The sequence below is a fragment of the Sulfurivirga caldicuralii genome (assembly GCF_900141795.1).
GTDB classification, from domain to species: Bacteria; Pseudomonadota; Gammaproteobacteria; order Thiomicrospirales; family Thiomicrospiraceae; genus Sulfurivirga; species Sulfurivirga caldicuralii.
Window position 1 is genome coordinate 15977 of sequence record NZ_FSRE01000003.1, and the last position, 19905, is coordinate 35881.

General features: G+C 59.6%; 27 protein-coding genes. 9 read left to right on the top strand and 18 right to left on the bottom strand.

Translation table 11 applies throughout. The annotated features are described in order from the left end of the window. Genes hisD through BUQ81_RS05855 form a run of 12 tightly spaced genes read right to left on the bottom strand, consistent with a single transcriptional unit; the run spans window position 1 to window position 8683 of the window. Window positions 1-1302: a histidinol dehydrogenase gene (hisD, locus tag BUQ81_RS05800; protein WP_074201463.1), complete on the bottom strand. Its 1302-nt coding sequence runs from the start codon at window positions 1300-1302 to the stop codon at window positions 1-3. Then, a complete protein-coding gene (gene hisG, locus BUQ81_RS05805; RefSeq protein WP_074201464.1) occupies window positions 1295-1933 on the bottom strand; it encodes an ATP phosphoribosyltransferase in 639 nt (212 codons plus the stop codon). Before hisG ends, hisD begins: the two co-directional genes overlap by 8 nt. A 3-nt stretch (window positions 1934-1936) precedes the next feature. After that, window positions 1937-3196 carry a UDP-N-acetylglucosamine 1-carboxyvinyltransferase gene (gene murA, locus BUQ81_RS05810; RefSeq protein WP_074201465.1) on the bottom strand — a complete coding sequence of 420 codons (1260 nt, stop codon included), beginning with the start codon at window positions 3194-3196 and terminating at the stop codon, window positions 1937-1939. Continuing rightward, window positions 3189-3416, bottom strand: coding sequence for a BolA family protein (locus tag BUQ81_RS05815; RefSeq protein ID WP_074201466.1), 228 nt, complete (start codon window positions 3414-3416; stop codon window positions 3189-3191). Before BUQ81_RS05815 ends, murA begins: the two co-directional genes overlap by 8 nt. Before the next feature lie 21 nt (window positions 3417-3437). After that, window positions 3438-4199 carry an ABC transporter permease gene (locus BUQ81_RS05820; RefSeq protein ID WP_074201467.1) on the bottom strand — a complete coding sequence of 254 codons (762 nt, stop codon included), beginning with the start codon at window positions 4197-4199 and terminating at the stop codon, window positions 3438-3440. Then, window positions 4196-5110, bottom strand: a complete 915-nt coding sequence (locus BUQ81_RS05825) for an ABC transporter ATP-binding protein (protein WP_074201468.1) — start codon at window positions 5108-5110, stop codon at window positions 4196-4198. The genes BUQ81_RS05820 and BUQ81_RS05825 overlap by 4 nt, the downstream gene beginning before the upstream one ends. Next, window positions 5107-5439, bottom strand: a complete 333-nt coding sequence (locus tag BUQ81_RS05830; RefSeq protein WP_084188272.1) for an STAS domain-containing protein — start codon at window positions 5437-5439, stop codon at window positions 5107-5109. Before BUQ81_RS05830 ends, BUQ81_RS05825 begins: the two co-directional genes overlap by 4 nt. Then, complete coding sequence (locus BUQ81_RS05835; protein WP_074201469.1) at window positions 5408-6061, bottom strand: MlaC/ttg2D family ABC transporter substrate-binding protein; 654 nt, start codon at window positions 6059-6061, stop codon at window positions 5408-5410. Before BUQ81_RS05835 ends, BUQ81_RS05830 begins: the two co-directional genes overlap by 32 nt. Next, window positions 6058-6531: an outer membrane lipid asymmetry maintenance protein MlaD gene (mlaD, locus tag BUQ81_RS05840; protein WP_074201470.1), complete on the bottom strand. Its 474-nt coding sequence runs from the start codon at window positions 6529-6531 to the stop codon at window positions 6058-6060. Before mlaD ends, BUQ81_RS05835 begins: the two co-directional genes overlap by 4 nt. A 9-nt stretch (window positions 6532-6540) precedes the next feature. Further along, window positions 6541-7317, bottom strand: a complete 777-nt coding sequence (gene mlaE, locus BUQ81_RS05845) for a lipid asymmetry maintenance ABC transporter permease subunit MlaE (protein ID WP_074201471.1) — start codon at window positions 7315-7317, stop codon at window positions 6541-6543. Further along, window positions 7311-8105, bottom strand: coding sequence for an ABC transporter ATP-binding protein (locus tag BUQ81_RS05850; protein ID WP_074201472.1), 795 nt, complete (start codon window positions 8103-8105; stop codon window positions 7311-7313). The genes mlaE and BUQ81_RS05850 overlap by 7 nt, the downstream gene beginning before the upstream one ends. Continuing rightward, window positions 8105-8683, bottom strand: a complete 579-nt coding sequence (locus BUQ81_RS05855) for a hypothetical protein (RefSeq protein ID WP_074201473.1) — start codon at window positions 8681-8683, stop codon at window positions 8105-8107. Before BUQ81_RS05855 ends, BUQ81_RS05850 begins: the two co-directional genes overlap by 1 nt. A gap of 71 nt (window positions 8684-8754) precedes the next feature. Between BUQ81_RS05855 and BUQ81_RS05860 the strand changes: the two genes are divergently transcribed. From BUQ81_RS05860 to mgtE, 7 genes are all read left to right on the top strand, one after another. Further along, entirely contained in the window at window positions 8755-9750 is a 996-nt protein-coding gene (locus BUQ81_RS05860) for a calcium/sodium antiporter (RefSeq protein WP_327192030.1), read from the top strand. Further along, a complete protein-coding gene (locus tag BUQ81_RS05865; protein WP_074201474.1) occupies window positions 9747-10280 on the top strand; it encodes a KdsC family phosphatase in 534 nt (177 codons plus the stop codon). The genes BUQ81_RS05860 and BUQ81_RS05865 overlap by 4 nt, the downstream gene beginning before the upstream one ends. A gap of 3 nt (window positions 10281-10283) precedes the next feature. Beyond that, window positions 10284-10838 carry an LPS export ABC transporter periplasmic protein LptC gene (gene lptC, locus BUQ81_RS05870; RefSeq protein WP_074201475.1) on the top strand — a complete coding sequence of 185 codons (555 nt, stop codon included), beginning with the start codon at window positions 10284-10286 and terminating at the stop codon, window positions 10836-10838. 1 nt (window position 10839) lies between these two features. Continuing rightward, window positions 10840-11349, top strand: a complete 510-nt coding sequence (gene lptA / locus BUQ81_RS05875; protein ID WP_159432268.1) for a lipopolysaccharide transport periplasmic protein LptA — start codon at window positions 10840-10842, stop codon at window positions 11347-11349. Further along, window positions 11346-12071, top strand: coding sequence for an LPS export ABC transporter ATP-binding protein (gene lptB / locus BUQ81_RS05880; protein ID WP_074201477.1), 726 nt, complete (start codon window positions 11346-11348; stop codon window positions 12069-12071). The genes lptA and lptB overlap by 4 nt, the downstream gene beginning before the upstream one ends. 87 nt (window positions 12072-12158) lie before the next feature. Beyond that, complete coding sequence (gene hpf, locus BUQ81_RS05885) at window positions 12159-12497, top strand: ribosome hibernation-promoting factor, HPF/YfiA family (protein WP_074201478.1); 339 nt, start codon at window positions 12159-12161, stop codon at window positions 12495-12497. A gap of 121 nt (window positions 12498-12618) precedes the next feature. Continuing rightward, window positions 12619-13992, top strand: a complete 1374-nt coding sequence (mgtE, locus tag BUQ81_RS05890) for a magnesium transporter (protein WP_074201479.1) — start codon at window positions 12619-12621, stop codon at window positions 13990-13992. An 81-nt stretch (window positions 13993-14073) separates the two neighbouring features. Here mgtE and BUQ81_RS05895 read toward each other — a convergent pair whose 3' ends face one another. From BUQ81_RS05895 to rpsP, 6 genes are all read right to left on the bottom strand, one after another. Then, entirely contained in the window at window positions 14074-14790 is a 717-nt protein-coding gene (locus BUQ81_RS05895; protein ID WP_074201480.1) for a DsbC family protein, read from the bottom strand. A gap of 31 nt (window positions 14791-14821) precedes the next feature. Further along, complete coding sequence (gene xerD, locus BUQ81_RS05900; protein WP_074201809.1) at window positions 14822-15712, bottom strand: site-specific tyrosine recombinase XerD; 891 nt, start codon at window positions 15710-15712, stop codon at window positions 14822-14824. A 62-nt stretch (window positions 15713-15774) separates the two neighbouring features. Continuing rightward, window positions 15775-16137 (bottom strand): 50S ribosomal protein L19, encoded by a 363-nt coding sequence (rplS, locus tag BUQ81_RS05905; protein WP_074201481.1) that lies wholly within the window; start codon window positions 16135-16137, stop codon window positions 15775-15777. A gap of 17 nt (window positions 16138-16154) precedes the next feature. After that, entirely contained in the window at window positions 16155-16934 is a 780-nt protein-coding gene (gene trmD, locus BUQ81_RS05910) for a tRNA (guanosine(37)-N1)-methyltransferase TrmD (RefSeq protein ID WP_084188274.1), read from the bottom strand. Next, the gene (gene rimM / locus BUQ81_RS05915) at window positions 16935-17459 is read right to left on the bottom strand and encodes a ribosome maturation factor RimM (RefSeq protein ID WP_234947370.1); all 525 of its coding nucleotides are present in this window, start codon (window positions 17457-17459) and stop codon (window positions 16935-16937) included. After that, window positions 17459-17707 (bottom strand): 30S ribosomal protein S16, encoded by a 249-nt coding sequence (gene rpsP / locus BUQ81_RS05920; protein WP_074201482.1) that lies wholly within the window; start codon window positions 17705-17707, stop codon window positions 17459-17461. The genes rimM and rpsP overlap by 1 nt, the downstream gene beginning before the upstream one ends. Window positions 17708-17845: 138 nt before the next feature. Between rpsP and lipA the strand changes: the two genes are divergently transcribed. Both lipA and hslO read left to right on the top strand, forming a co-directional pair. Next, on the top strand, window positions 17846-18841 hold the full coding sequence (lipA, locus tag BUQ81_RS05925; protein ID WP_074201811.1) for a lipoyl synthase: 996 nt from the start codon (window positions 17846-17848) through the stop codon (window positions 18839-18841). A gap of 122 nt (window positions 18842-18963) precedes the next feature. Next, window positions 18964-19818, top strand: coding sequence for an Hsp33 family molecular chaperone HslO (gene hslO, locus BUQ81_RS05930; protein WP_074201483.1), 855 nt, complete (start codon window positions 18964-18966; stop codon window positions 19816-19818). Window positions 19819-19905: the final 87 nt, after the last annotated feature.

The window sequence follows — 19905 nt, forward strand, 5'->3', positions numbered from 1 at the left end:
TCAGTCCTTCAGACGATAGCGAGCCGACTGGGCGTGGGCCGGCAGCCCCTCACCGTCCGCGAGGATGGCAGCCACTTCGCCCAAGGTCTGCGCGCCCTCCTCGGACACCATGATAATGCTGGAGCGCTTGACAAAGTCGTACACACCCAGCGGTGAACTGAAGCGTGCGGTGCGACTGGTGGGCAATACATGGTTCGGGCCGGCACAATAGTCGCCCAAGGCCTCGGAGGTGTAACGGCCCATGAAGATGGCCCCTGCATGGCGGATGTCGGGCAGCAGCACTTCCGGTGCTTCCACGGAAAGCTCCAGATGCTCCGGCGCAATGATATTAATCATCTCTACCGCCTCGTCCAAATCGCGCACGGTAATAAGCGCACCGCGGGCTTCCAGTGCCTTCTGAATGATGTCTCTACGCGGCATGGTGGGCAGCAGTTTTTCGATGCTGGCCGCCACCTGGTCGGCGAAAGCGACATCCGGCGTCACCAGGATCGCCTGGGCATCCTCGTCGTGCTCGGCCTGTGAAAACAGATCCATGGCGATCCAATCCGGATTTGTCTTGCCATCGCACACCACCAGAATTTCGGACGGACCCGCGATCATGTCGATGCCGACCGTGCCATACACATAGCGTTTGGCCGTGGCGACGAAAATATTGCCGGGGCCTACGATCTTGTCCACCTGCGGAATGGTTTCGGTGCCATAGGCCAGTGCAGCCACCGCCTGTGCACCGCCAATGGTGAAGACGCGATCCACGCCGGCAATGGCGGCCGCCGCCAGCACCATGTCGTTCACTTCGCCATGGGGCGTGGGCACCACCATGATGAGTTCTTCCACACCCGCCACCTTGGCCGGAATGGCATTCATCAATACGGAGGAAGGATAGGCCGCCTTGCCGCCCGGCACATACAGGCCGACACGATCCAGCGGGGTAATTTTCTGACCAAGAATGGTGCCGTCTTCTTCCTCGTAGTTCCAGCTCTTTTCCACCTGGTGCTCGTGATAGGCCTTGATGCGATCGGCAGCGAATTCCAGTGCTTCACGCAGCTTAGGGTCGATGGTGCGCAGCGTCATCTGCAGACGCTCCTGCGGAATTTCCAGCTGCTCAGCGGACTGTACATCCAGCTGGTCGAAACGGGCGGTGTACTCCAGTACCGCAGCATCACCACGGGTGCGCACGTTGTGCAAAATTTCGCGCACGATATCATTTACCTTGTCGTCGGATACGCTCTCCCAAGCCAGCAGCGCGTCCAGTTGCGCGCGAAAGTCGGGCTGGGCGGCATCGAGTCTGCGGATATTAACCATTGTTGACGGCCTCCTGAATGTGCTGAACCAGTTCACGAATCATGTCGTGCTTGAGCTTGTAGGCGTGCTGATTGACGATCAGCCGCGAGGAAATGTCGGCGATGTGTTCCATGGGCGCCAGCCCATTGGCCTTGAGGGTGTTGCCGGTGTCCACCAGATCCACAATCACGTCTGACAGCCCCACCAGCGGGGCCAGCTCCATGGAGCCGTACAGTTTGATCAACTCCACCTGCTCGCCCTTCTCGGCAAAATAGCGCTGTGCAGAGCGCACGTACTTGGTGGCGACACGCAGGCGGTGTCCCGCCGGCGTAAAGCCTGGCTGTCCCGCCACCATCAGACGGCACCTGGCAATGCCCAGATCCACCAGCTCATAGAGGTTTTCGCCCTCGATCTCCATGAGCACGTCCTTGCCGGCCACACCCAGGTCAGCCGTGCCGTAGTTGACATAGGTGGGTGCATCGGTGGCGCGCACTGCCAGCAGCTTGATATGGGGCTGGTTGGTATCCAGAATCAGTTTGCGGCTGCTGTCCGGATCGTCCAGCGGATGAATGTCCGCCGCCGCCAGCAGCGGGAGGGTTTCCTTGAGAATGCGCCCCTTGGAAAGCGCGATGGTAAGTGTATTCTGAGCCATGTTTCAGTCCGTCAGGCGCACGATGTCGGCGCCAAGTTTGTGGAATTTTTCTTCAATACATTCGTAGCCGCGGTCGATATGGTAAACCCGGTTGACCACGGTTTCACCCTGTGCTGCCAGACCCGCCAGAATCAGGCTGGCGGAGGCACGTAGGTCGGTAGCCATCACCGGCGCGCCCACCAGGTGATCGACACCCTTGGTAATCGCCTTGTTGCCCTGCACGCGAATGTCCGCGCCCATGCGCAGCAGTTCACTCACGTGCATGAAGCGGTTTTCAAAAATGGTTTCCTCGATCACTGCACGCCCGGGTGCCAGACAGTTCATCACCAGAAACTGGGCCTGCATGTCGGTGGGAAACAGCGGATAGGGCGCCGTTACGATATCCACCGGCTTGAGTTCGCGATCGCGCATGTCCAGCGTGATGCGATCCTCTTCGATATCCAGTTTTGCACCCGCTTCCACGAACTTCTCTAGCACAGCCGTCATGTGCCTGGGCTCTGCATGGGTCGCCGTAATGCGGCTTTTGGTCAGCGCGGCAGCCGCCAGGTAGGTGCCGGCTTCGATCCGGTCCGGAATGATGGCATGTTCGCAGCCTTTCAGTTCATCCACGCCCTCGATGGTCAGCGTCGAGGTGCCGATGCCGCGGATGTTAGCGCCCATCTTGTTAAGGTAATGACAGAGATCCTGCACTTCCGGCTCGGTGGCGGCATTTTCCAGCACGGTGACCCCGTCCGCCAGCACGGCAGCCATGAGCAGGTTTTCCGTGCCCGTCACCGTCACCGTGTGCATGAGGATGTGCGCCCCCTTGAGGCGGTCGGCACGGGCATGAATATAACCCTGCTCCACGCGAATCTCCGCGCCCATCTTCTCCATGCCGTGGATGTGTACATCCACGGGACGTGAACCAATGGCACAGCCACCTGGCAGGGACACGCGCGCCTCGCCAAAACGGGCCAGCAGCGGGCCGAGCACCAGAATCGAGGCACGCATGGTTTTCACCAGCTCGTAGGGCGCTTCGCGGGAATGGATGTCGGAGGTATCCAGCTCGATATTGAGCTTTTCATCCACCACGATGCGTGTACCCATGGAGGCCAGCAGCTGCAGTGTGGTGGTCACATCTCGCAGGTGGGGCACATTGCTGAGACGCACCGGCTCCGGGGTCAGCAGGGCACCCATCATAATGGGTAGCGCAGCATTCTTTGCGCCGGAAATGCGCACCTCCCCCTCGAGCTGCGAGGGCCCATGGATGACGAGTTTATCCATCCGACGGCACCCGCGTCTTGATGGACAGAGCGTGCAGCGCGCCGCTGGTCAGTTCATTGCGAAAAATGTCGTTCACCATGCGGTGGCGCTGCAGCGGGGACTTGCCTGCAAAGGCGGCGCTTTCAACCTCAACTGTAAAATTGCACTCTTCGCCGCTCACCTGCACCCTGGCATCCGGCAACACGGCACGAATTTTTTCTTCAACCTGTTCAGGCGTCATGATGGCCTCTTGTTTTCAAGACTAATTTTTTATTTTAACCCCGCGCACCAGCAAATACAGGTTGATCGCGGACACCACCAGCAAAAAGGACAGCGTCACGGCCAGGCTCGTCCATACCGACACATCGCTGTGCAGGAAAAAGCCGTAGCGGAAGCCGTCCACCATGTAGAAGAAGGGGTTGAACTGCGACAACTGCTGCCATAGCGGCGGCAAGGAGTGAATGGAATAGAACACCCCGGCCAGAAAGGTCAGCGGCACCACAACAAAATTCTGAAAGGCGGCCAGATGATCGTATTTATCCGAGAGGATACCGGCCAGCAGCCCCAGCCCACCCATTACGGCGGCACTGAGCACGGCAAAGACAAGCACCCATGCAAGTGACTGCCAGTACAGATCATACCCCAGCCATCCGACCACGAACACGCCCAGCCCCACCACCAGCCCCCTCACGATGGCGGCCGCAACGAAGGCCAGGTAAATCTCCAGTGGCGACAGCGGCGACAGCAGAATGAAGGTCAGGTTGCCGTGCATTTTCGACTGGATCAGGCTGGAGGAACTGTTGGAGAAGGCGTTCTGCATCAACGTCAGCATGACCAGCCCCGGAATCAGGAAGGTACCATAGTCCAGGTTGTCGAACTGCACGCCCCCTTCGTCCAGCAGATGGCCGAAAATGAGCAGATACAGCAGCGTCGTGACCACCGGGGCCAGCACCGTCTGAATGAATACCGACCAGAAACGGCGCACCTCTTTGTAGAGCAGCGTCCAGGTTCCCGCCCAGTTCATGTGTGCGTCTCCTGAGTAAGGGAGAGAAACACCTGCTCGAGACTGGCACGCTGGCTGCGCAGATCCTTCACATCCAGATGACTGCGCTGCACCCAGTCGAGAAAATCCGCCATGGGCACATCCCGCTCAACGCGAAAACGCAGCAGGTCGCCTTGGCGCTGCTCCAGTCGCGCGCTCAGTTCCGAGCACAATTCGGCCACCTCATTCGTTTCCAACTCAATATAGCGCCATGGATGAGCCGCCAGCAGTTCTTCCTTGGAAGCCACCGTCAACAGCTCGCCGTGATCGATAATGGCGATGCGATCGCACAGCGCCTCGGCTTCCTGCAGGTAGTGGGTGGTCAGCACGATGGTCATGCCCTGCGCATGCAGCTCCTGCGCAAACGCCCACAGACTCTGGCGCAGGCCCACATCCACGCCTGCCGTCGGCTCGTCCAGCACCAGCACCTTGGGATGGTGCACCAGCGCCATGGCGATGAGTACGCGTCGCTTCATGCCCCCGGAGAGCTGATGCGTCTTCACGTCCGCCTTGTCCGTCAGCGCCAGCCGCTCCAGCAGCTCATCGATCCATGCCGCCTGAGCACGGCCCCGCAAACCGAAATAACCGGACTGAATGCGCAGCAACTCGCGCACCGAGAAAAACGGTTCGTCGATCAGTTCCTGCGGCACCACCCCCAGCAGGCGGCGTGTGTGCCGATACTCGCGCACCACATCGTGGCCCAGCACTTCGATGCAGCCGTGCGTCAGATTCACCAGCCCCGCCATGGCATTGATCATGGTGGATTTACCGGCGCCGTTATGCCCCAGCAGACCGAAGAAGCTGCCCTGCGGGATTTCAAGCGTGATCTCCTTGAGCGCGCACAGATCACCGTAGCACTTGCGCACCCGCTGAAAACTGACGGCCGCGGTCATGAGGCAGGTTCAGAAGGACTAAAACGCAGGAAATCCAGCTCGTAGAGGCGCGCAAGCGTGCGCAGGTTTTCAGGCGGGTTTTCAAAAGTCGGGGACCCCCCACCCGCCAGTGGACATAGCGCCAGCAGCCAGGCCAGCGCACTGCTGTCCACGCGTTCAACCGCCTGCAGATCCACGCGGCGCAAGGGCGGTGAAAGGTTTTGCAGCGCGGCATACAGCGACGGCACAGTTTCCAGCGTCAGCGGGCCGCTCACATACAGGCGATCCGCCACCTGCGCAAGCTGATTACGCACGGGTTCACTGGCCATGGTCTTGCGCGGACTGCGCATCGCTCTGCTCGAGGAAGGCACGATTCTTGATCTCCATTTCCTCGATCACCTCATCAATACCCATCTTCTGCAGCTCGCTGTTGAATACCTTGCGGTAGTTGAGCAGCAGGCTGATGTTTTCAGCCACCACATCGTAAATTTTCCAGGCATTGGCATCCTTGTCCCAGTAAACACGATAGACCACCTTGGCATCAGTGCCATCGGCCCGGCGAACTTTTTGCTCTACTGAATAGCGGCCACGCTGGCCGGGCACCACCTTTTCCACTTGCATTGCCTGAATCTGCAGATGCAGCAGGGTATTGGCATAGCTGCGCAGCAGCATGTCCTGGAAAGCCTTTACAAAACGCTGCTGCTGTTGCGGCGTGGCACTGCGCCAGTGGCGCCCCATGACATATTTGGCCATTTTGGCCACCGCAACATGGGGCAGGACCTCCTTTTCGGCGAAGGCCTTGAGCGCGCGGTGATCCTGTTTGAATATTTCGCGGTTGGCTTCTAGCTTTTTCCACAGGGTGTGGGTAAGCTGATCAATGAAAGCACCTGGGTCCTGCTGCGGCTGCGCCTGAGCAATGGATACCAGCAGCAGCCCCAACCCGATCACCCATGTCTTCAGCCAGTTTTTCATTGCTTGTCTCCACTGTCCGTAAGCTTGACCATCAGCTGACCGATAAGGTTTTCCAGCACCAGAGCAGACTGCGTCATCTCAATTTCATCTTCATCTGCCAGATACTGGTCATCGCCTCCCGGCTCAAGGCCGATGTACTGATCCCCCAGCAGGCCACTGGTGAGAATTGAGGCCGAGGTATCCAGCGGCAACTGATAGGCCTTGTCGATCTTCATGGTCACCAGCGCGCGATAATTGCTCTTGTCGACGCCGATACTGGCCACCCGCCCGATGACCACACCGCTGAGTTTCACCGGTGCACGCACCTTCAGCCCGCCGATATTGTCGAAATGGGCCTTGAGCGTATAGGTCGGCCGATCCTGCGCCATGTCAGCAAAATTGCTTACCTTCATGGCGATCACGAACAGCGAAATAATGCTGAACAGCACCAGAATGCCGACACCGATTTCGATTTTTGCCTGCTTGCCCATTGCGTATCCTCAGTTAAACATCAGTGCGGTAAGTATGAAATCCAGCCCCAACACGCCCAGCGAGCCGTGCACCACCGTGCGGGTGGTGGCATAGCTGACCCCTTCCGAAGTGGGCGCTGTCTCACTGCCCTGAAACAGAGCCACCACGGCGATCAACAACGCGAAGGCAACCGACTTGATCATGCCGTTGACCACGTCTTCACGCCAGTCCACATGGGCATGCATCTGCGACCAGAAGGCGCCGTCGTCCACACCCAGCCAGCCCACGGCCACCAGCCAGCCGCCCCAGATCCCCAGTGCGATAAAGATCAGCGTCAACAGCGGCAGGGTGATCAATACCGCCATAAAGCGGGGGGCATAGATAAATTTCAGCGGATCCACCGCCATCATTTCCAGCGCGGACAGCTGCTCTGTTGAACGCATCAGGCCGATTTCGGCTGTCAGTGCCGAGCCCGCGCGACCCACAAACAGCAGCGCCGCCACCACCGGCCCCAGCTCACGCAACAGGGAGAGCGCCGTCATGGTGCCCACGGCCTCTTCCGAGTTGTAGTCCACCAGCACGTTGTAGCCCTGCAGCCCCAGCACCATGCCGACAAACAGCCCCGCCGTCATGATGATGGGCAGAGAAAGCGTGCCCACATTGAAGGTCTGCTTGACCAGCAGACTGACCCGCCAAATGGCATAGGGCAACGCGGGCAGCAGCGACAGCAGGAACAGCCCCAGCCGCCCGGCACTGCGTGTCAGATTAATGCCCCATGCGCCCAGCTGCTGCAGTGCTTTCAGCATAGCCCCAGCTCCTCGGCATAGGCCGGCGCGGGATAGTGGAACGGCACCGGCCCGTCAGGCAGGCCATTAAGGAACTGGCGCACATAGGGCTGTTCACTCTGTGCCACTTCCTCCGCCGCACCCTCGGCCACCACTCGGCCCTCGGAAATGACATACACGTAATGGGCGATACTCATCACCTCCTGCACGTCGTGAGAAACCACGATACTGGTCAGGCCCAGGCTTTCGTTGAGGCGCTGGATCAGTTTCAGCAAAACACCCATGGTGATGGGGTCCTGCCCCACGAAGGGTTCGTCATACATGACCACTTCCGGATCCATGGCAATGGCGCGCGCCAGAGCCACGCGGCGGGCCATGCCCCCGGAGAGTTCGGACGCCATCAAGTGCCTGGCGCCGCGCAGACCAACGGCCTGCAGTTTCATCAGCACCAGCTTTTCGATCAGCACTTCCGGCAACTTCGTATGCTCGCGCAGCGGAAAGGCCACATTGTCAAATACATTGAGATCCGTGAGCAGTGCCCCGCTCTGAAACAGCATCCCCATGCGCTGGCGCAGCCTGAACAGTTCTCCGCGGCGCAGGGCATGAACATCCTGACCATCAAACAGAATACGGCCTGAATCCGGGGTCAACTGGCCGGCGATGAGCTTGAGCAGTGTCGTCTTGCCTGTGCCGCTGGGCCCCATGATCGCCGTGATCTGCCCTTCGCGGATGGTCAGCGACAGCCCATCGAAGATTCGCCGCGCACCGCGGGAAAAGGTCAGGTTATCCACATCGATCAGGGTTCGCATCAGAGGCCCAGCAGCTCCACCAGCTGTTTAAACTGTTTAAGTTGGGCAATATTAGCGCAGCCCTGCACCACAATAAAGGGCGCACCGCTGTTTTTGTCCGGCAGTGATGCGGCAAAGTCCTCCAGCAGCCTGCGCTGCGCCTTCAGGTCCTGCGGCAGCACTTCCACGACCCCCAGCGGCGCACCGCTCAACGCCTGCCACTGCCACTCGCCCTGCGCGACAGCCCCTTTGCAGGTCACGCCCACGTATTCCGGCAATGCGGGACACGCCCCCTCCAGCACCAGCACCCCCACCTCGGTCGCGCCGTCCTGTTCAAGTTGCGCCAAGCCTGCGAGCAGACGCTCGTGAATGGATGCATCCCCTCCCAGCCACTCAAAACCAATCCAGCGCAGGGTGTCTGCACTCTCCGCAAACGCTTCCCAGCCATCAACACCCCAACTGGCCCACTGCGCCTGGGGCACCAGCAGGGCCGAAAACGCATTGGCATAGTAGTCCAGCTGCCACTCTTCCGGCAGATCCTCGGGATAATAGTCCTGACACGCCCAGCCACGCGCGCCCACCTCGATGTTCTCAAGCATAAACTGGTCTCCTCTTGTTTATTCATATTCACTATAATAATTTTCTTTTATACCCTATATTGCGATTGATTATGACTGAACTGCTTCTCCCTGCCCTTGCCCTGATCGTTGGCCTTGCCCTGCTAGTGAAGAGTGCCGACGCCTTCATCGAAGGGGCGGCCAGCGTCGCAGTGCATCACAACGTCAATCCGCTTATTGTCGGGGTCGTCGTACTGGGCTTCGGCACGTCCATGCCGGAAGTCATCGTCTCCATTCTGGCGGCGCTGGACCATGCACCCGAGCTGGCCGTGGGTAATGCCATCGGCTCCAATATCGCCAATATCGGCCTGGTACTGGGCACCACGATCCTGATCGCACCGCTGGCGGTGCGCTCTCAGGTGCTCAAGCGGGAAATGCCGCTTCTGGTGGGTGTAACGGTACTGGTTGGCCTGCTGTTGCTGGATGGCATGCTCAGCCGGCTTGACGGCCTGCTTCTGCTGCTCGGCCTGGTGGGCGCCATGGGCTGGATGATCTATCTGAATCGCCATGCGTCCGCGAGCGATCCGCTGGAGCAGGAAACCGAAGAGGAGCTGGAGGAACTGGCCCGGCTGACACCTGCAAAGGCGTGGCTGTATACCCTGGGCGGCCTCGTCGTGCTCATGCTGTCTGCACGCATGATGGTATGGGGGGCGGTGGAAATCGCGCACTACTATCACGTATCTGAAGCGATTATCGGCCTGACCATCGTCGCCATCGGCACCAGCCTGCCCGAGCTGGCTGCCGGCATCTCCGCAGCCCGCAAGAACGAGGCAGACCTGATGGTGGGCAACGTGCTGGGCTCCAACCTGTTCAACCTGCTCGCCGTCATGGCCATGCCGGCGCTCATCTACCCCGCCCGCCTCAATGCGGACATCATCACCCGCGACTACCCCATCATGCTGGGCTTTACCCTGGCCATGCTGCTGTTTGCCCTGCCACTGGGCAAGCGACCCGCTCGCCTTAATCGCATTGAAGGGTGGGTACTGCTGTTGGCATTTTTTGCCTACCTGTTTATGCTGTATCTGGCCATTCAAGGAACCCGCCCATGACCATGAACCCTTCCCTGCATGAACGCGCCGCACGCATCCGCCTGGTGGTACTGGATGTGGATGGCGTACTCACCGACAACCGCCTCTTTTACGGCGACAACGGCGTGGAATACAAATCCTTCTATACCCGTGATGGCCATGGCATGGTACTGTTGCGCCAGGCAGGCATCGATCTCGGCATCATTACCGGTCGCGAGTCCGAACTGGTCACCCGACGCATGAACGACCTGAAGGTCAAGTACGTTTATCAGGGCGTACCGGACAAGTTGCCCAGCTTTGAACATCTGATGGCCGAGTGTGGTCTGCAGCCCGAGGAGGTGGCCTACATGGGTGACGACATTCTCGACCTGCCTCTGCTGCGGCGCGTCGGGCTGGCCGCCATGCCGGCAGACGGTGAACCGAGCATCCGCCCCTATGTGCACTTTACCAGCCACCACCCTGGCGGGCGCGGTGCCGTGCGCGAGCTGTGCGAGCTGATTCTCAAGGCGCAGGGCAAGTGGGACGATGTCATGGACTTCTACCTACGCTGAGGCATGAAGGGTCTGCGCATACCTCGCCCCCTCATCTGGCTGCTTCTGGCCTTGGCGGCGGGGGTGCTGGTTTGGTTCAACAGCCACCACGAAGGCGACTCAGTTGATAAAAATAAAACGCCTACGCCCACCAACCCTGACTGGATCGCACACAATGCCAGTACCTGGCGGATCGATCTGGCGGAACAGGAGCAATTTTTTGTGGAAGCCGAGCAGACCACCCACTGGAAGAAGGCCAACCTCACCGATCTGAAGCACCCACGCGGCTGGTTGGCAAAGCCAGATGCCGCCTACGACTTTGAGGCCGTGCTGGGTCGTACCGACCCGATTCGGGTTCACCTGCAGGGAAATGCCCGCATCCGCCAGCTCGAACCGCAGGCGCTCAGCCTGCAGAGTGAACGACTGGATTATGCCCGCGAAACACGCCTGCTCACCACGCCTGCCCCCGTTCGCCTCAGCAGCGAAAAGGGCTGGACCACCGGCGTCGGTTTACAATGGTGGCTCGCTGCCAAGCGCCTGATTATCCAACGGGAGGTTCATACCCACTATGCGCCCTGACATGCTTCTGGCCGCCCTGCTGCTGACGCTCAGCGTTGTTGTAGCCCATGCCGAACCCACAGCACAACAGGATCCCGATGCGAAGCAGCCCATCGACATTCTTGCCGACCACCTGGAAGCACGTCAGAAGGACGGTTTCAGTCGCTATACCGGCCATGTCGTCGTCACCCAGGGCAGCTTCCGTCTACAGGGGGACACCCTGGACGTCTATTTCGAAAACGGCCAGATCAGCCGCGCCATTGCCCATGGCAAGCCGGCCCACTTCCGCAAGAAAAGCCCACGCGACGGCCGACTAATCACGGGACACGCGCTGACCATTACCTACAGCCTGAAGCCACACAAGCATCTCCTCTTGGAAGGCAACGCCGTCGTCACGCAGGCCAGCGGCGAAACCATACGCGGCGCCCGCCTGGACTACGATCTTGAACAGGAAACCCTGCAGGCGCATGGCGACAGGAAACAGCGCGTACACCTGACCATTCCCCCCCAGCAGGACACGTCCGCGCCATGAGCCACTTCTACGCCCGCAACCTGGCGAAACGCTACCGCAAGCGCACCGTGGTCAAGGCGGTGGACATTGACGTATACAGCGGCCAAGTCGTGGGCCTGCTGGGGCCCAACGGTGCAGGCAAGACCACCACCTTTTACATGATGATGGGCCTGGTTCCCACTGACAAGGGACAGATTTTCATCGATGACCGGGAGATCACCGATGCGCCCATCCATGTGCGCGCCCGTGCCGGCATCGGTTATTTGCCGCAGGAAGCCTCCGTATTCCGCCGCCTGACCGTACGGGAAAACATACTCGCCATTCTGGAAATGCGCCCGGAACTCACCCGAGCGGATCGCGAGGCGAAGCTGACCGACCTGCTCGACTGGCTGCAGATTGCACACATCGAAGATCAGCCCGGGCAGGCCCTCTCGGGTGGCGAGCGCCGTCGCGTGGAAATCGCCCGTGCACTGGCTGCCGAGCCGCGCTTTATTCTGTTGGATGAACCCTTCGCCGGCGTGGACCCCATTTCCGTCAAGGAGATCCAGTCCATCATCGAGCAACTCAAGCAGGAAGGCATCGGCATTCTCATCACTGACCACAATGTGCGTGAAACCCTGTCGGTATGCGACACCGCCTACATCCTCGCCGATGGCCATATCCTCGCTCAGGGAAGCCCGACGGACATTCTTGCCAACCAAGCCGTGCGCGACCATTATCTGGGCCACGATTTCCGCGTATAGGATCGCAGTGTTTGCATTCCCCGCCCTATTTCGCTATAACAGAACCAAACCCGATCACTTTTTCCAACCCAGAGCAAAGGAGCCGCTATGCAACTGGAAATCACCGGCCATCACATCGACGTCACCGACGCCCTGCGTGACCACATCAAGAGCAAGCTGGAAAAAATCAAGCGTCATTTCGACCAGGTCATGCGCGTACACGTCATTCTGGACTCGGAACGCGCCTTCAAGATCGCCGAAGCGACCGTGCATGTCGCCGGCCATGACTTTTTCGCCAAGGACGAAAAGGATGACATGTATGCCGCCATCGATGGCATGGTAGACAAGCTGGATCGTCAGATCGTCAAGCACAAGGAAAAGATCCGTGGCCACAACAAGAAAAGTGGCGGCGTAAAGGGCATGGAGGCTGAAGAAGCCAGCGCCTGATCACCAACACCAGTTAAACCTTTCAGGGGGCGCATTCGTGCCCCCTTGTTTTTTTCTGACGTGCCCCCATCTCTGCACTTTATGAATGCCTTAAAATACACGCGCACTAAAAGGATACCGCATGTCAGAAATTACCCTAACCCCGGAACAGCAGGAACAGCTCATCGAAGACATTCTCGAAGCGGCGCAAGAGAAGGATGTCCTGCGCACCGAGAAGCTGCTGAAGGAGCTGGTGCCTGAACAGATCGCTCAGCTGCTGGAAACCACACCGCCCGAGCTGCGACATTTCATCTGGGAGCATGTGGAACCTGAGCATCACGGCGAGGTGCTGGCGCACCTGAACGAGGAAGTGCGCACCAAACTCCTCGAAACCCTCAATCGCGAGGAGATCGAGGAGCTGGCAGAAGAGCTGGAAACGGACGATCTGGCCGATATCGCCCAGTCCCTCTCCGATGAAAACAAGGCTATCCTCCTCGAAGCGCTGGACGAGGATGAGCGCGTCGCCGTGGAAACCGCCATGTCCTATCCGGAGGACACGGCCGGCGGCCTGATGAACTCCGACGTCATCAGCGTGCGGGGGGACGTCACCATCGAAACCGTGATGCGCTACCTGCGCCAGCTGGGTGAACTGCCCGACAACCTGCTGGAGTTGATCGTACGCGACCGTCACAACCACTATCTGGGCGTGGTCAAGCTCTCCGATCTGCTCACCCACGAGGAAGACACGAAGATTGAAGAGTTGCTGGATGCCTCCAAACCCGCGGTGCTCGTGCTGACACCCGCCAAGGACGTGGCCAAGCTGTTCGAGCAGAACGACTGGGTCGATGCGGCTGTGGTGGACAGCGACAACCACATCCTCGGCCGCATCACCATTGACGATGTGGTGGACATCATCCGTGAAGAGGCTGAGCACGCCCAGATGGCGCAGGCCGGTCTTGATGAAGATGAAGACATCTTCACTCCCCCGCTGGTTTCAGCGCGCCGTCGCGCCTTCTGGCTGGGGATCAACCTGCTGACTGCCGTTTTTGCAGCCTGGGTGGCCAGCTTCTTCGAAGACACCCTCGACAAGATCGTCGCCCTGGCACTGATGATGCCCATTGTCGCCAGCATGGGCGGTATCGGCGGCACACAGACAGCCACCATCATCATTCGCGCCATGGCCAAGGGCGTCCTCTCGGGACCCAACATGCGCGCGCTGATTCGCAAGGAAATTCTGGTCGGTACGCTCAACGGGCTTTTCTGGGCATTGGCTACTGGTGCCTTCGCCTGGTGGTGGTTCGGCGACGCCCTGCTCGGCTTCGTATTCGGTGCCGCCATTTTTATCAACCTGGTGGCCGGCGCGGTGGCGGGCGCGCTTATCCCGGTAATCCTCGATCGCTTCAAGATCGACCCGGCCTTGGCATCTGGCCTGATGCTCACCACCGTCACCGACACCATGGGCTTTTTCGCCCTGCTCGGTCTGGCGACGGTCATCATTCTGCGCCACAGCGTATAACGCGCATTTGGCACACAACGAAAAACGCCCCGATTTTACGGGGCGTTTTTTCATTCACCTGGTTTCTACTGCGACAGTCCCTCAGCGCTTGCCCACCAGATGCTCGATGAGCATTTTCGGGGGCACATAACCGGGAATCATTTCGCCATTATCCAGCACCATGAAGGGGGTACCGGTCACGCCAATCTTCTGTGCCAGCGCCAGGTGCTCGTTGATGGGGTGACGGCATACCTTGGTGTCGGGCACCTTGCCGGTTTCCATGGCCTCGTCAAATGCCTTGCGGCGATCTTCGGCGCACCAGACCTTGATGGCGCCATAATAGCTCTCAGACCCCAGCCCATTGCGCGGAAAGAACAGCACATGGATGGTGACACCGGCTTCCTGCAGTTTCGGGAAGATCCCATGCAACTTGCGGCAGTAGGGACAGTCCAGATCATCGAACACCCACACTTCCCGCTTCTGCTCACCCTTGGCCGGATAGGTGATCGTCTTGTCCACAGGCAGCGACTTGAGCAGGTCCGCACGCGCCTTCTGTTTCGCCGGCTCGGTCAAATTTTGCTTGGTCTGCAGATCGATCAGATTGCCCTGGAAGGCATAGCGGCCATCGCCGCTGATGTAGAACACCTGTCCATCCAGGGTAATTTCGTAGAGGCCGGGAACCGGCGTCTCCTTGACCTGAACCGACTGTCCCGGCGGCAATTGCTTCTGCAGCTTATGCTGCATGGTCCTGGCATCGGCCAGCGCCTGGAAAGCCATTGTGCTCAGCCCGAGCGCAACAAAAAGGGGTTTGAGTTTCATGGAAAGTCCTTTCAAATGGGGTTGAGGCATTTTAACCGCGCGGATGGTGCTGCGCATGCAATTGCTGCAGGCGCGCATTGGCTACATGGGTATAGATTTCCGTGGTGGAAAGATTGGCGTGCCCCAGCAGCATCTGTACCGTACGCAGATCGGCCCCATGGGTCACTAGATGGGTTGCAAAGGCGTGCCGCAGCGTATGCGGCGACAGATACTCGGTGGAAATACCCGCCTGCTGCGCCAGCTTCTTGATGCGATGCCACACGCTCTGGCGCGTCATGGGCCGTCCCTGCTGGGAGACGAACAGGGCATCACTCAGGCGTTCGCCCAACAGGTGTGGCCGGCCATGACGCAGATAGCGCTCCAGCCAAACCACCGCCTCCTCCCCCAGTGGCACGATACGGTCCTTGCGCCCCTTGCCCGCCACCACCAGCACCACACCCTGGTGCAGGTTGACCTGATCCACCTGCAGGCGCACCAGCTCACTGACACGCAATCCCGCAGCATACAGGGTCTCCAGCAGGGCACGGTCACGCAGACCCAGCGGTGTGCGGGTATCCGGTGTCTGCAAAAGGGTTTCCACATCCTGCTCGCTCAGGCTACGCGGGATCTTGCGCGTCTGGCGCGGTGTGCTGACCAGATGGGTGGGATTGGCGGAACAGGCCCCCTGCTGCACCGCAAAACGGTAAAAGCGTTTCAATGCGGACAGCCGGCGGGCGGCAGAACTGGGTTTGCCCGTTTCAAGTACCGCGCCCAGATAACGCTCAATGGTATCCCGATCCACCTGCACCGGATCGCCGGCATCGCCCAGCCAGTGGGAAAAATGCAACAGGTCGCGGCGGTAGGCTGCAAGCGTGTTGACGCTCAGCTGCGCCTCCAACTGCAAGGAGAGAAGAAAGGCATGCAAAACTTCGTCAAACGTCATGACATCAGCATAAATGAAAACGCCCCGACGAGCGGGGCGTTTCATGGCATTCAAGAGTAGGATCAGCCCTTCTTGGCGGTGATCTTTTCCTTGATACGAGCAGCCTTGCCGGAACGACCACGCAGATAGTAGAGCTTGGCGCGGCGAACGTCACCACGGCGCTTCACTTCGATGCTGTCGATCATGGGGCTGTGTGTCTGGAAAGTACGCTCCACACCCACGCCGTTGGAAATCTTGCGTACGATGAAGTTGGAATTCAGGCCACGGTTCTTCTTGGCGATAACGACGCCTTCAAACGCCTGAATACGGGTGTTGTCACCCTCTTTTACAACAACTTTTACAACAACGGTGTCACCTGGACCGAATTCGGGCAGGTCCTTGCGCAGTTGTTCTTCTTCAATTTTTGCGATGATCGGGTTTTTCATGTCAGGTTTCTCCCTGTTCAATCGAGCGGTATGCCCCACTCGATCAATTGCTCATTGCTTACATGACCCAGCTTGCGTGCACGCTTGAGCAGCGCGCGCTGATCAGAGGTAAGCACCAGATTGTCCAGCAGGTCCGGGCGGCGCTCGGCCGTCCGACGGAGTTTTTCCAGCAACCGCCAGATGGCGATCTGCTCGTGGTGCCCCTGCTGCAGCACCGCTGGAACCTCCATCCCGTCCACACTGGGCGGGCGGGTATAGTGCGGGCAGTCCAGCAGTCCATCGCTGAAGGAATCCTCCAGCGCAGACTGGGCATGCCCAAGTGCCCCCGGCAACAGCCGGATCACGGCATCCATCAGCATCATCGCCGGCAGCTCGCCGCCTGAAACGACGAAATCGCCAACGCTGATCTCTTCATCCACGTGACGCTGGATGAAGCGTTCATCCACGCCTTCGTAGCGACCGCACAGCAGCGCAATCCGCGGCAGCTCGGCCAGCTCCTCTACCCGCCGCTGGGTCAGCGGTGCGCCCTGCGGGCTCAGGTAGATCAGGTGCGCCGGACGTTCATCCGCAGCCTGCATGGCTGCCACCGTATCCGCAAGAGGCTGATACAGCATGACCATTCCAGGCCCGCCCCCGTAGGGGCGGTCATCCACCGTACGGTGAACGTCGTGGGTAAACGCCCGCGGGTTCCACAGCACCAGCTCGGCCAGCCGTTTTTCAAACGCCCGCCGCGTCACCCCATGGTCGGTGATGGCGGAGAACATCTCCGGAAAGAGGGTGATAACGTCAAAGCGCAATCACGCCTCCTCCTGTTCCCAGTCCACGTCGATGCGCTTGCTCGGGATGTCCACAGCGGTGACGTAATGCCCTTCCACCATCGGGATCAGATGCTGTTGCCCTGCCCCCTGGATGCGCATCACATCATGGGCGCCGGTTTCGATCATGTTGACCACCTTGCCAAGATGCGCGCCGTGCTGGTCGTACACTTCACAACCGATCAGGTCGGCCCAGTAGTAGCCGTCCTCGGCCGGTGGCAGCTGATCGCGATCGATGGCGATCTCGCACCCCATCAGGGTACGCGCCTGTTCGCGATCGTGAATGCCGTCCAGTTGGGCCACCAGCGCCTTGCCACCCATGTGGGTGCGGTGCCTGAGCACCTTGACCTGACGCCAATGGCCATCCTGGCATTTCAGCCACCAGGGCTGATACGTGAATATGTTTTCAATGGGGTCGGTGTGGGAATAGATCTTGACCCAACCCTGCACCCCATAGAGGCCGTTGATCTTGCCGACAATCAGCTTCTCAGCGGCCATGTGCGTCATCAGGCTGCTTTTTCAGCCTTTTTCACCAGCTGGGCAACACGCTCGGACATTTGCGCGCCTTCATTCAGCCAGTGCGCGAGACGCTCGCTGTCAATACGCAGGGTCTCTTCGTTGCCACGGGCATTGGGGTTATAGAAACCCAGCTGCTCGATGAAACGACCGTCGCGTGGCGAGCGCTTGTCTGCGACGACGATGCGATAAAATGGGCGCTTTTTGGCACCGCCCCGTGCCAGACGAATAACTACCATACTGGTTTCTCCTTTGTATCAACAGCGACGACAGGAAAGCCTGCCGACTAATTCTTCTGTCCCTTTTCCCCTTTCGCGGGAAACGGGGAATTATAATCTATCTTTATTTATAAGCGCATGATTTTTGCCGGGATATCCATGAAAAACGCCGAGTACCACGAAATTCCACTGGAAAACCTGTCCCTGAAGGTACGCAACGCCCAGATGCCGAAAGGGGCTTACAAGACCAAGGCGCTCAAGCACCGACCCGACCCCGAAGCGCCGCGCCTGCCCAAGCCCCGCTGGATCCGCGCCAAACTGCCGCAGGCGCAGCATATCGGCCGTATCAGCGAAATCAAGCAAACGCTGCGCGAGCATGGCCTGCACACCGTGTGCGAAGAGGCCACCTGCCCCAACCTGGCGGAATGCTTCGGCAAGGGCACGGCCACCTTCATGATCATGGGCGACGTCTGTACGCGCCGCTGCCCCTTCTGTGATGTGCGCTACGGCCGCCCCCACCCACTGGATGAAAAGGAACCGCTCAAGCTGGCCGACACCATTGCCGCCATGGGGCTGCGCTATGTGGTCATCACCTCGGTGGACCGCGACGACCTGCGCGATGGCGGCGCTGCACACTTCAAGGCCTGTGTCGCAGCTGTACGCGAACGCTCGCCCGACACCCGCATCGAAATTCTTGTGCCCGACTTCAAGGGCCGGCAAAAAGTCGCGTTGGACACGCTGGCGCAGTGCCCGCCCGATGTGTTCAACCACAACCTGGAAACCGTCCCCCGCCTCTATGAAAAAGCACGCCCGCAGGCAGACTATCAGGGCTCGCTCAACCTGCTGGCCCGATTCAAGGAGCGCTTCCCCGACATCCCCACCAAAAGCGGCCTGATGGTCGGTCTGGGCGAAACGCTTGAGCAGCTGGTGGACGTGATGCAGGACCTGCGTGCCCACGGCGTGGAGATGCTCACCGTGGGCCAGTACCTGCAGCCCAGCCCCTACCACCTTGCGGTGGAAAAATACTGGACACCGGAAGAGTTTGCCGAGATCGAACGCATCGGCTATGAACTGGGCTTCGATCACGTCGCTGCCGGTCCCATGGTGCGCTCCAGTTATCACGCCGACCTGCAGGCCGAAGCGCTCATTTCCTGAACCAATCCGAGCCAGAACCCTTGTTTTGGCCGGCCTGAACCCCCATATTGACTGCAAACAGCACGCCCCGATTTTTTGCGCCCTGAAAAAAGTCGGGGACCCCCTGTCAGAAGGAGGCAGACATGAATCAGCTACACGGATTTCTACTACAGGAACTGGATATTCGCGGCCAGCACGTGCTGCTGCAGGAAAGCTGGCGCGAAATGATCGCCGATCGCCACTACACCCCGGCTCTGCAGCGCCTGCTGGGCGAACTGACCGCCGTGGCGGTCTTTCTGGCCAACGGGCTCAAGCACGAAGGCAAGGTGACGCTGCAGGTGCAGGGCCAGGGTCCCGTCTCCCTGCTGGTAGTGGAAGCCACCCATGATCTGGCGATCCGCGGCATGGCGAAGACCCGAGAAGCGATCAGTGAAGAACTGGAAGGCATGGATGCCCTGCTGGGCGAAGGTCAGCTGGTGCTGACGCTCTACAACAGCGTCACCGACCGCCACTACCAATCGTTCGTGCCGCGCCATGGCAACAGCGTGGCCGAGTCGTTCGAGCACTTTTTCAGTCAGTCCGATCAGCTGGACACCCGTCTGTGGCTGACAGCGAATGACCAGGCCGTCGGCGGCCTGCTGCTGCAGAAGATGCCAGAAGCCGACAAGAAGGACCCCGACGGATGGAGCCGCGTGGTGCATCTGGCGGAAACCCTCAAGGATGAGGAGCTGCTCACCCTACCGGCGCAGGAGCTGCTGCACCGCCTCTTCCATGAGGAAACAGTTGAACTCTATCCGCCGCGCGAGGTGCGCTACGAATGTACGCAGGACCGCGACCGCGTGCTGGCCGCCATCAAGGCCATGGGCGAAGAAGAAGTGCGCCGTATTCTCGAACAGGAAGGCGCCGTGGTCGTGCACAACGAACTGTGCAACTTCCACGTCAAGCTGGACGCCGCCGATGTGGATGCCCTGTTCAGCGCGGAGAAACCGCAGCAGTAGGTGCTGCAGGCACTGCAAACAGCAAATCTCTGTGCGCATGCGCTTTTGCGCACGCAGTTAACGGACCTTTCCGAACCATCTTGATGG

What these genes read in the sequence shown, in the direction of transcription:
- hisD (WP_074201463.1), bottom strand. Translation starts at nt 1,302, where the DNA reads ATGGTTAATATCCGCAGACTCGATGCCGCCCAGCCCGACTTTCGCGCG.
- hisG (WP_074201464.1), bottom strand. Translation starts at nt 1,933, where the DNA reads ATGGCTCAGAATACACTTACCATCGCGCTTTCCAAGGGGCGCATTCTC.
- murA (WP_074201465.1), bottom strand. Translation starts at nt 3,196, where the DNA reads ATGGATAAACTCGTCATCCATGGGCCCTCGCAGCTCGAGGGGGAGGTG.
- BUQ81_RS05815 (WP_074201466.1), bottom strand. Translation starts at nt 3,416, where the DNA reads ATGACGCCTGAACAGGTTGAAGAAAAAATTCGTGCCGTGTTGCCGGAT.
- BUQ81_RS05820 (WP_074201467.1), bottom strand. Translation starts at nt 4,199, where the DNA reads ATGAACTGGGCGGGAACCTGGACGCTGCTCTACAAAGAGGTGCGCCGT.
- BUQ81_RS05825 (WP_074201468.1), bottom strand. Translation starts at nt 5,110, where the DNA reads ATGACCGCGGCCGTCAGTTTTCAGCGGGTGCGCAAGTGCTACGGTGAT.
- BUQ81_RS05830 (WP_084188272.1), bottom strand. Translation starts at nt 5,439, where the DNA reads ATGCGCAGTCCGCGCAAGACCATGGCCAGTGAACCCGTGCGTAATCAG.
- BUQ81_RS05835 (WP_074201469.1), bottom strand. Translation starts at nt 6,061, where the DNA reads ATGAAAAACTGGCTGAAGACATGGGTGATCGGGTTGGGGCTGCTGCTG.
- mlaD (WP_074201470.1), bottom strand. Translation starts at nt 6,531, where the DNA reads ATGGGCAAGCAGGCAAAAATCGAAATCGGTGTCGGCATTCTGGTGCTG.
- mlaE (WP_074201471.1), bottom strand. Translation starts at nt 7,317, where the DNA reads ATGCTGAAAGCACTGCAGCAGCTGGGCGCATGGGGCATTAATCTGACA.
- BUQ81_RS05850 (WP_074201472.1), bottom strand. Translation starts at nt 8,105, where the DNA reads ATGCGAACCCTGATCGATGTGGATAACCTGACCTTTTCCCGCGGTGCG.
- BUQ81_RS05855 (WP_074201473.1), bottom strand. Translation starts at nt 8,683, where the DNA reads ATGCTTGAGAACATCGAGGTGGGCGCGCGTGGCTGGGCGTGTCAGGAC.
- BUQ81_RS05860 (WP_327192030.1), top strand. Translation starts at nt 8,755, where the DNA reads ATGACTGAACTGCTTCTCCCTGCCCTTGCCCTGATCGTTGGCCTTGCC.
- BUQ81_RS05865 (WP_074201474.1), top strand. Translation starts at nt 9,747, where the DNA reads ATGACCATGAACCCTTCCCTGCATGAACGCGCCGCACGCATCCGCCTG.
- lptC (WP_074201475.1), top strand. Translation starts at nt 10,284, where the DNA reads ATGAAGGGTCTGCGCATACCTCGCCCCCTCATCTGGCTGCTTCTGGCC.
- lptA (WP_159432268.1), top strand. Translation starts at nt 10,840, where the DNA reads ATGCTTCTGGCCGCCCTGCTGCTGACGCTCAGCGTTGTTGTAGCCCAT.
- lptB (WP_074201477.1), top strand. Translation starts at nt 11,346, where the DNA reads ATGAGCCACTTCTACGCCCGCAACCTGGCGAAACGCTACCGCAAGCGC.
- hpf (WP_074201478.1), top strand. Translation starts at nt 12,159, where the DNA reads ATGCAACTGGAAATCACCGGCCATCACATCGACGTCACCGACGCCCTG.
- mgtE (WP_074201479.1), top strand. Translation starts at nt 12,619, where the DNA reads ATGTCAGAAATTACCCTAACCCCGGAACAGCAGGAACAGCTCATCGAA.
- BUQ81_RS05895 (WP_074201480.1), bottom strand. Translation starts at nt 14,790, where the DNA reads ATGAAACTCAAACCCCTTTTTGTTGCGCTCGGGCTGAGCACAATGGCT.
- xerD (WP_074201809.1), bottom strand. Translation starts at nt 15,712, where the DNA reads ATGACGTTTGACGAAGTTTTGCATGCCTTTCTTCTCTCCTTGCAGTTG.
- rplS (WP_074201481.1), bottom strand. Translation starts at nt 16,137, where the DNA reads ATGAAAAACCCGATCATCGCAAAAATTGAAGAAGAACAACTGCGCAAG.
- rimM (WP_234947370.1), bottom strand. Translation starts at nt 17,459, where the DNA reads ATGACGCACATGGCCGCTGAGAAGCTGATTGTCGGCAAGATCAACGGC.
- rpsP (WP_074201482.1), bottom strand. Translation starts at nt 17,707, where the DNA reads ATGGTAGTTATTCGTCTGGCACGGGGCGGTGCCAAAAAGCGCCCATTT.
- lipA (WP_074201811.1), top strand. Translation starts at nt 17,846, where the DNA reads ATGAAAAACGCCGAGTACCACGAAATTCCACTGGAAAACCTGTCCCTG.
- hslO (WP_074201483.1), top strand. Translation starts at nt 18,964, where the DNA reads ATGAATCAGCTACACGGATTTCTACTACAGGAACTGGATATTCGCGGC.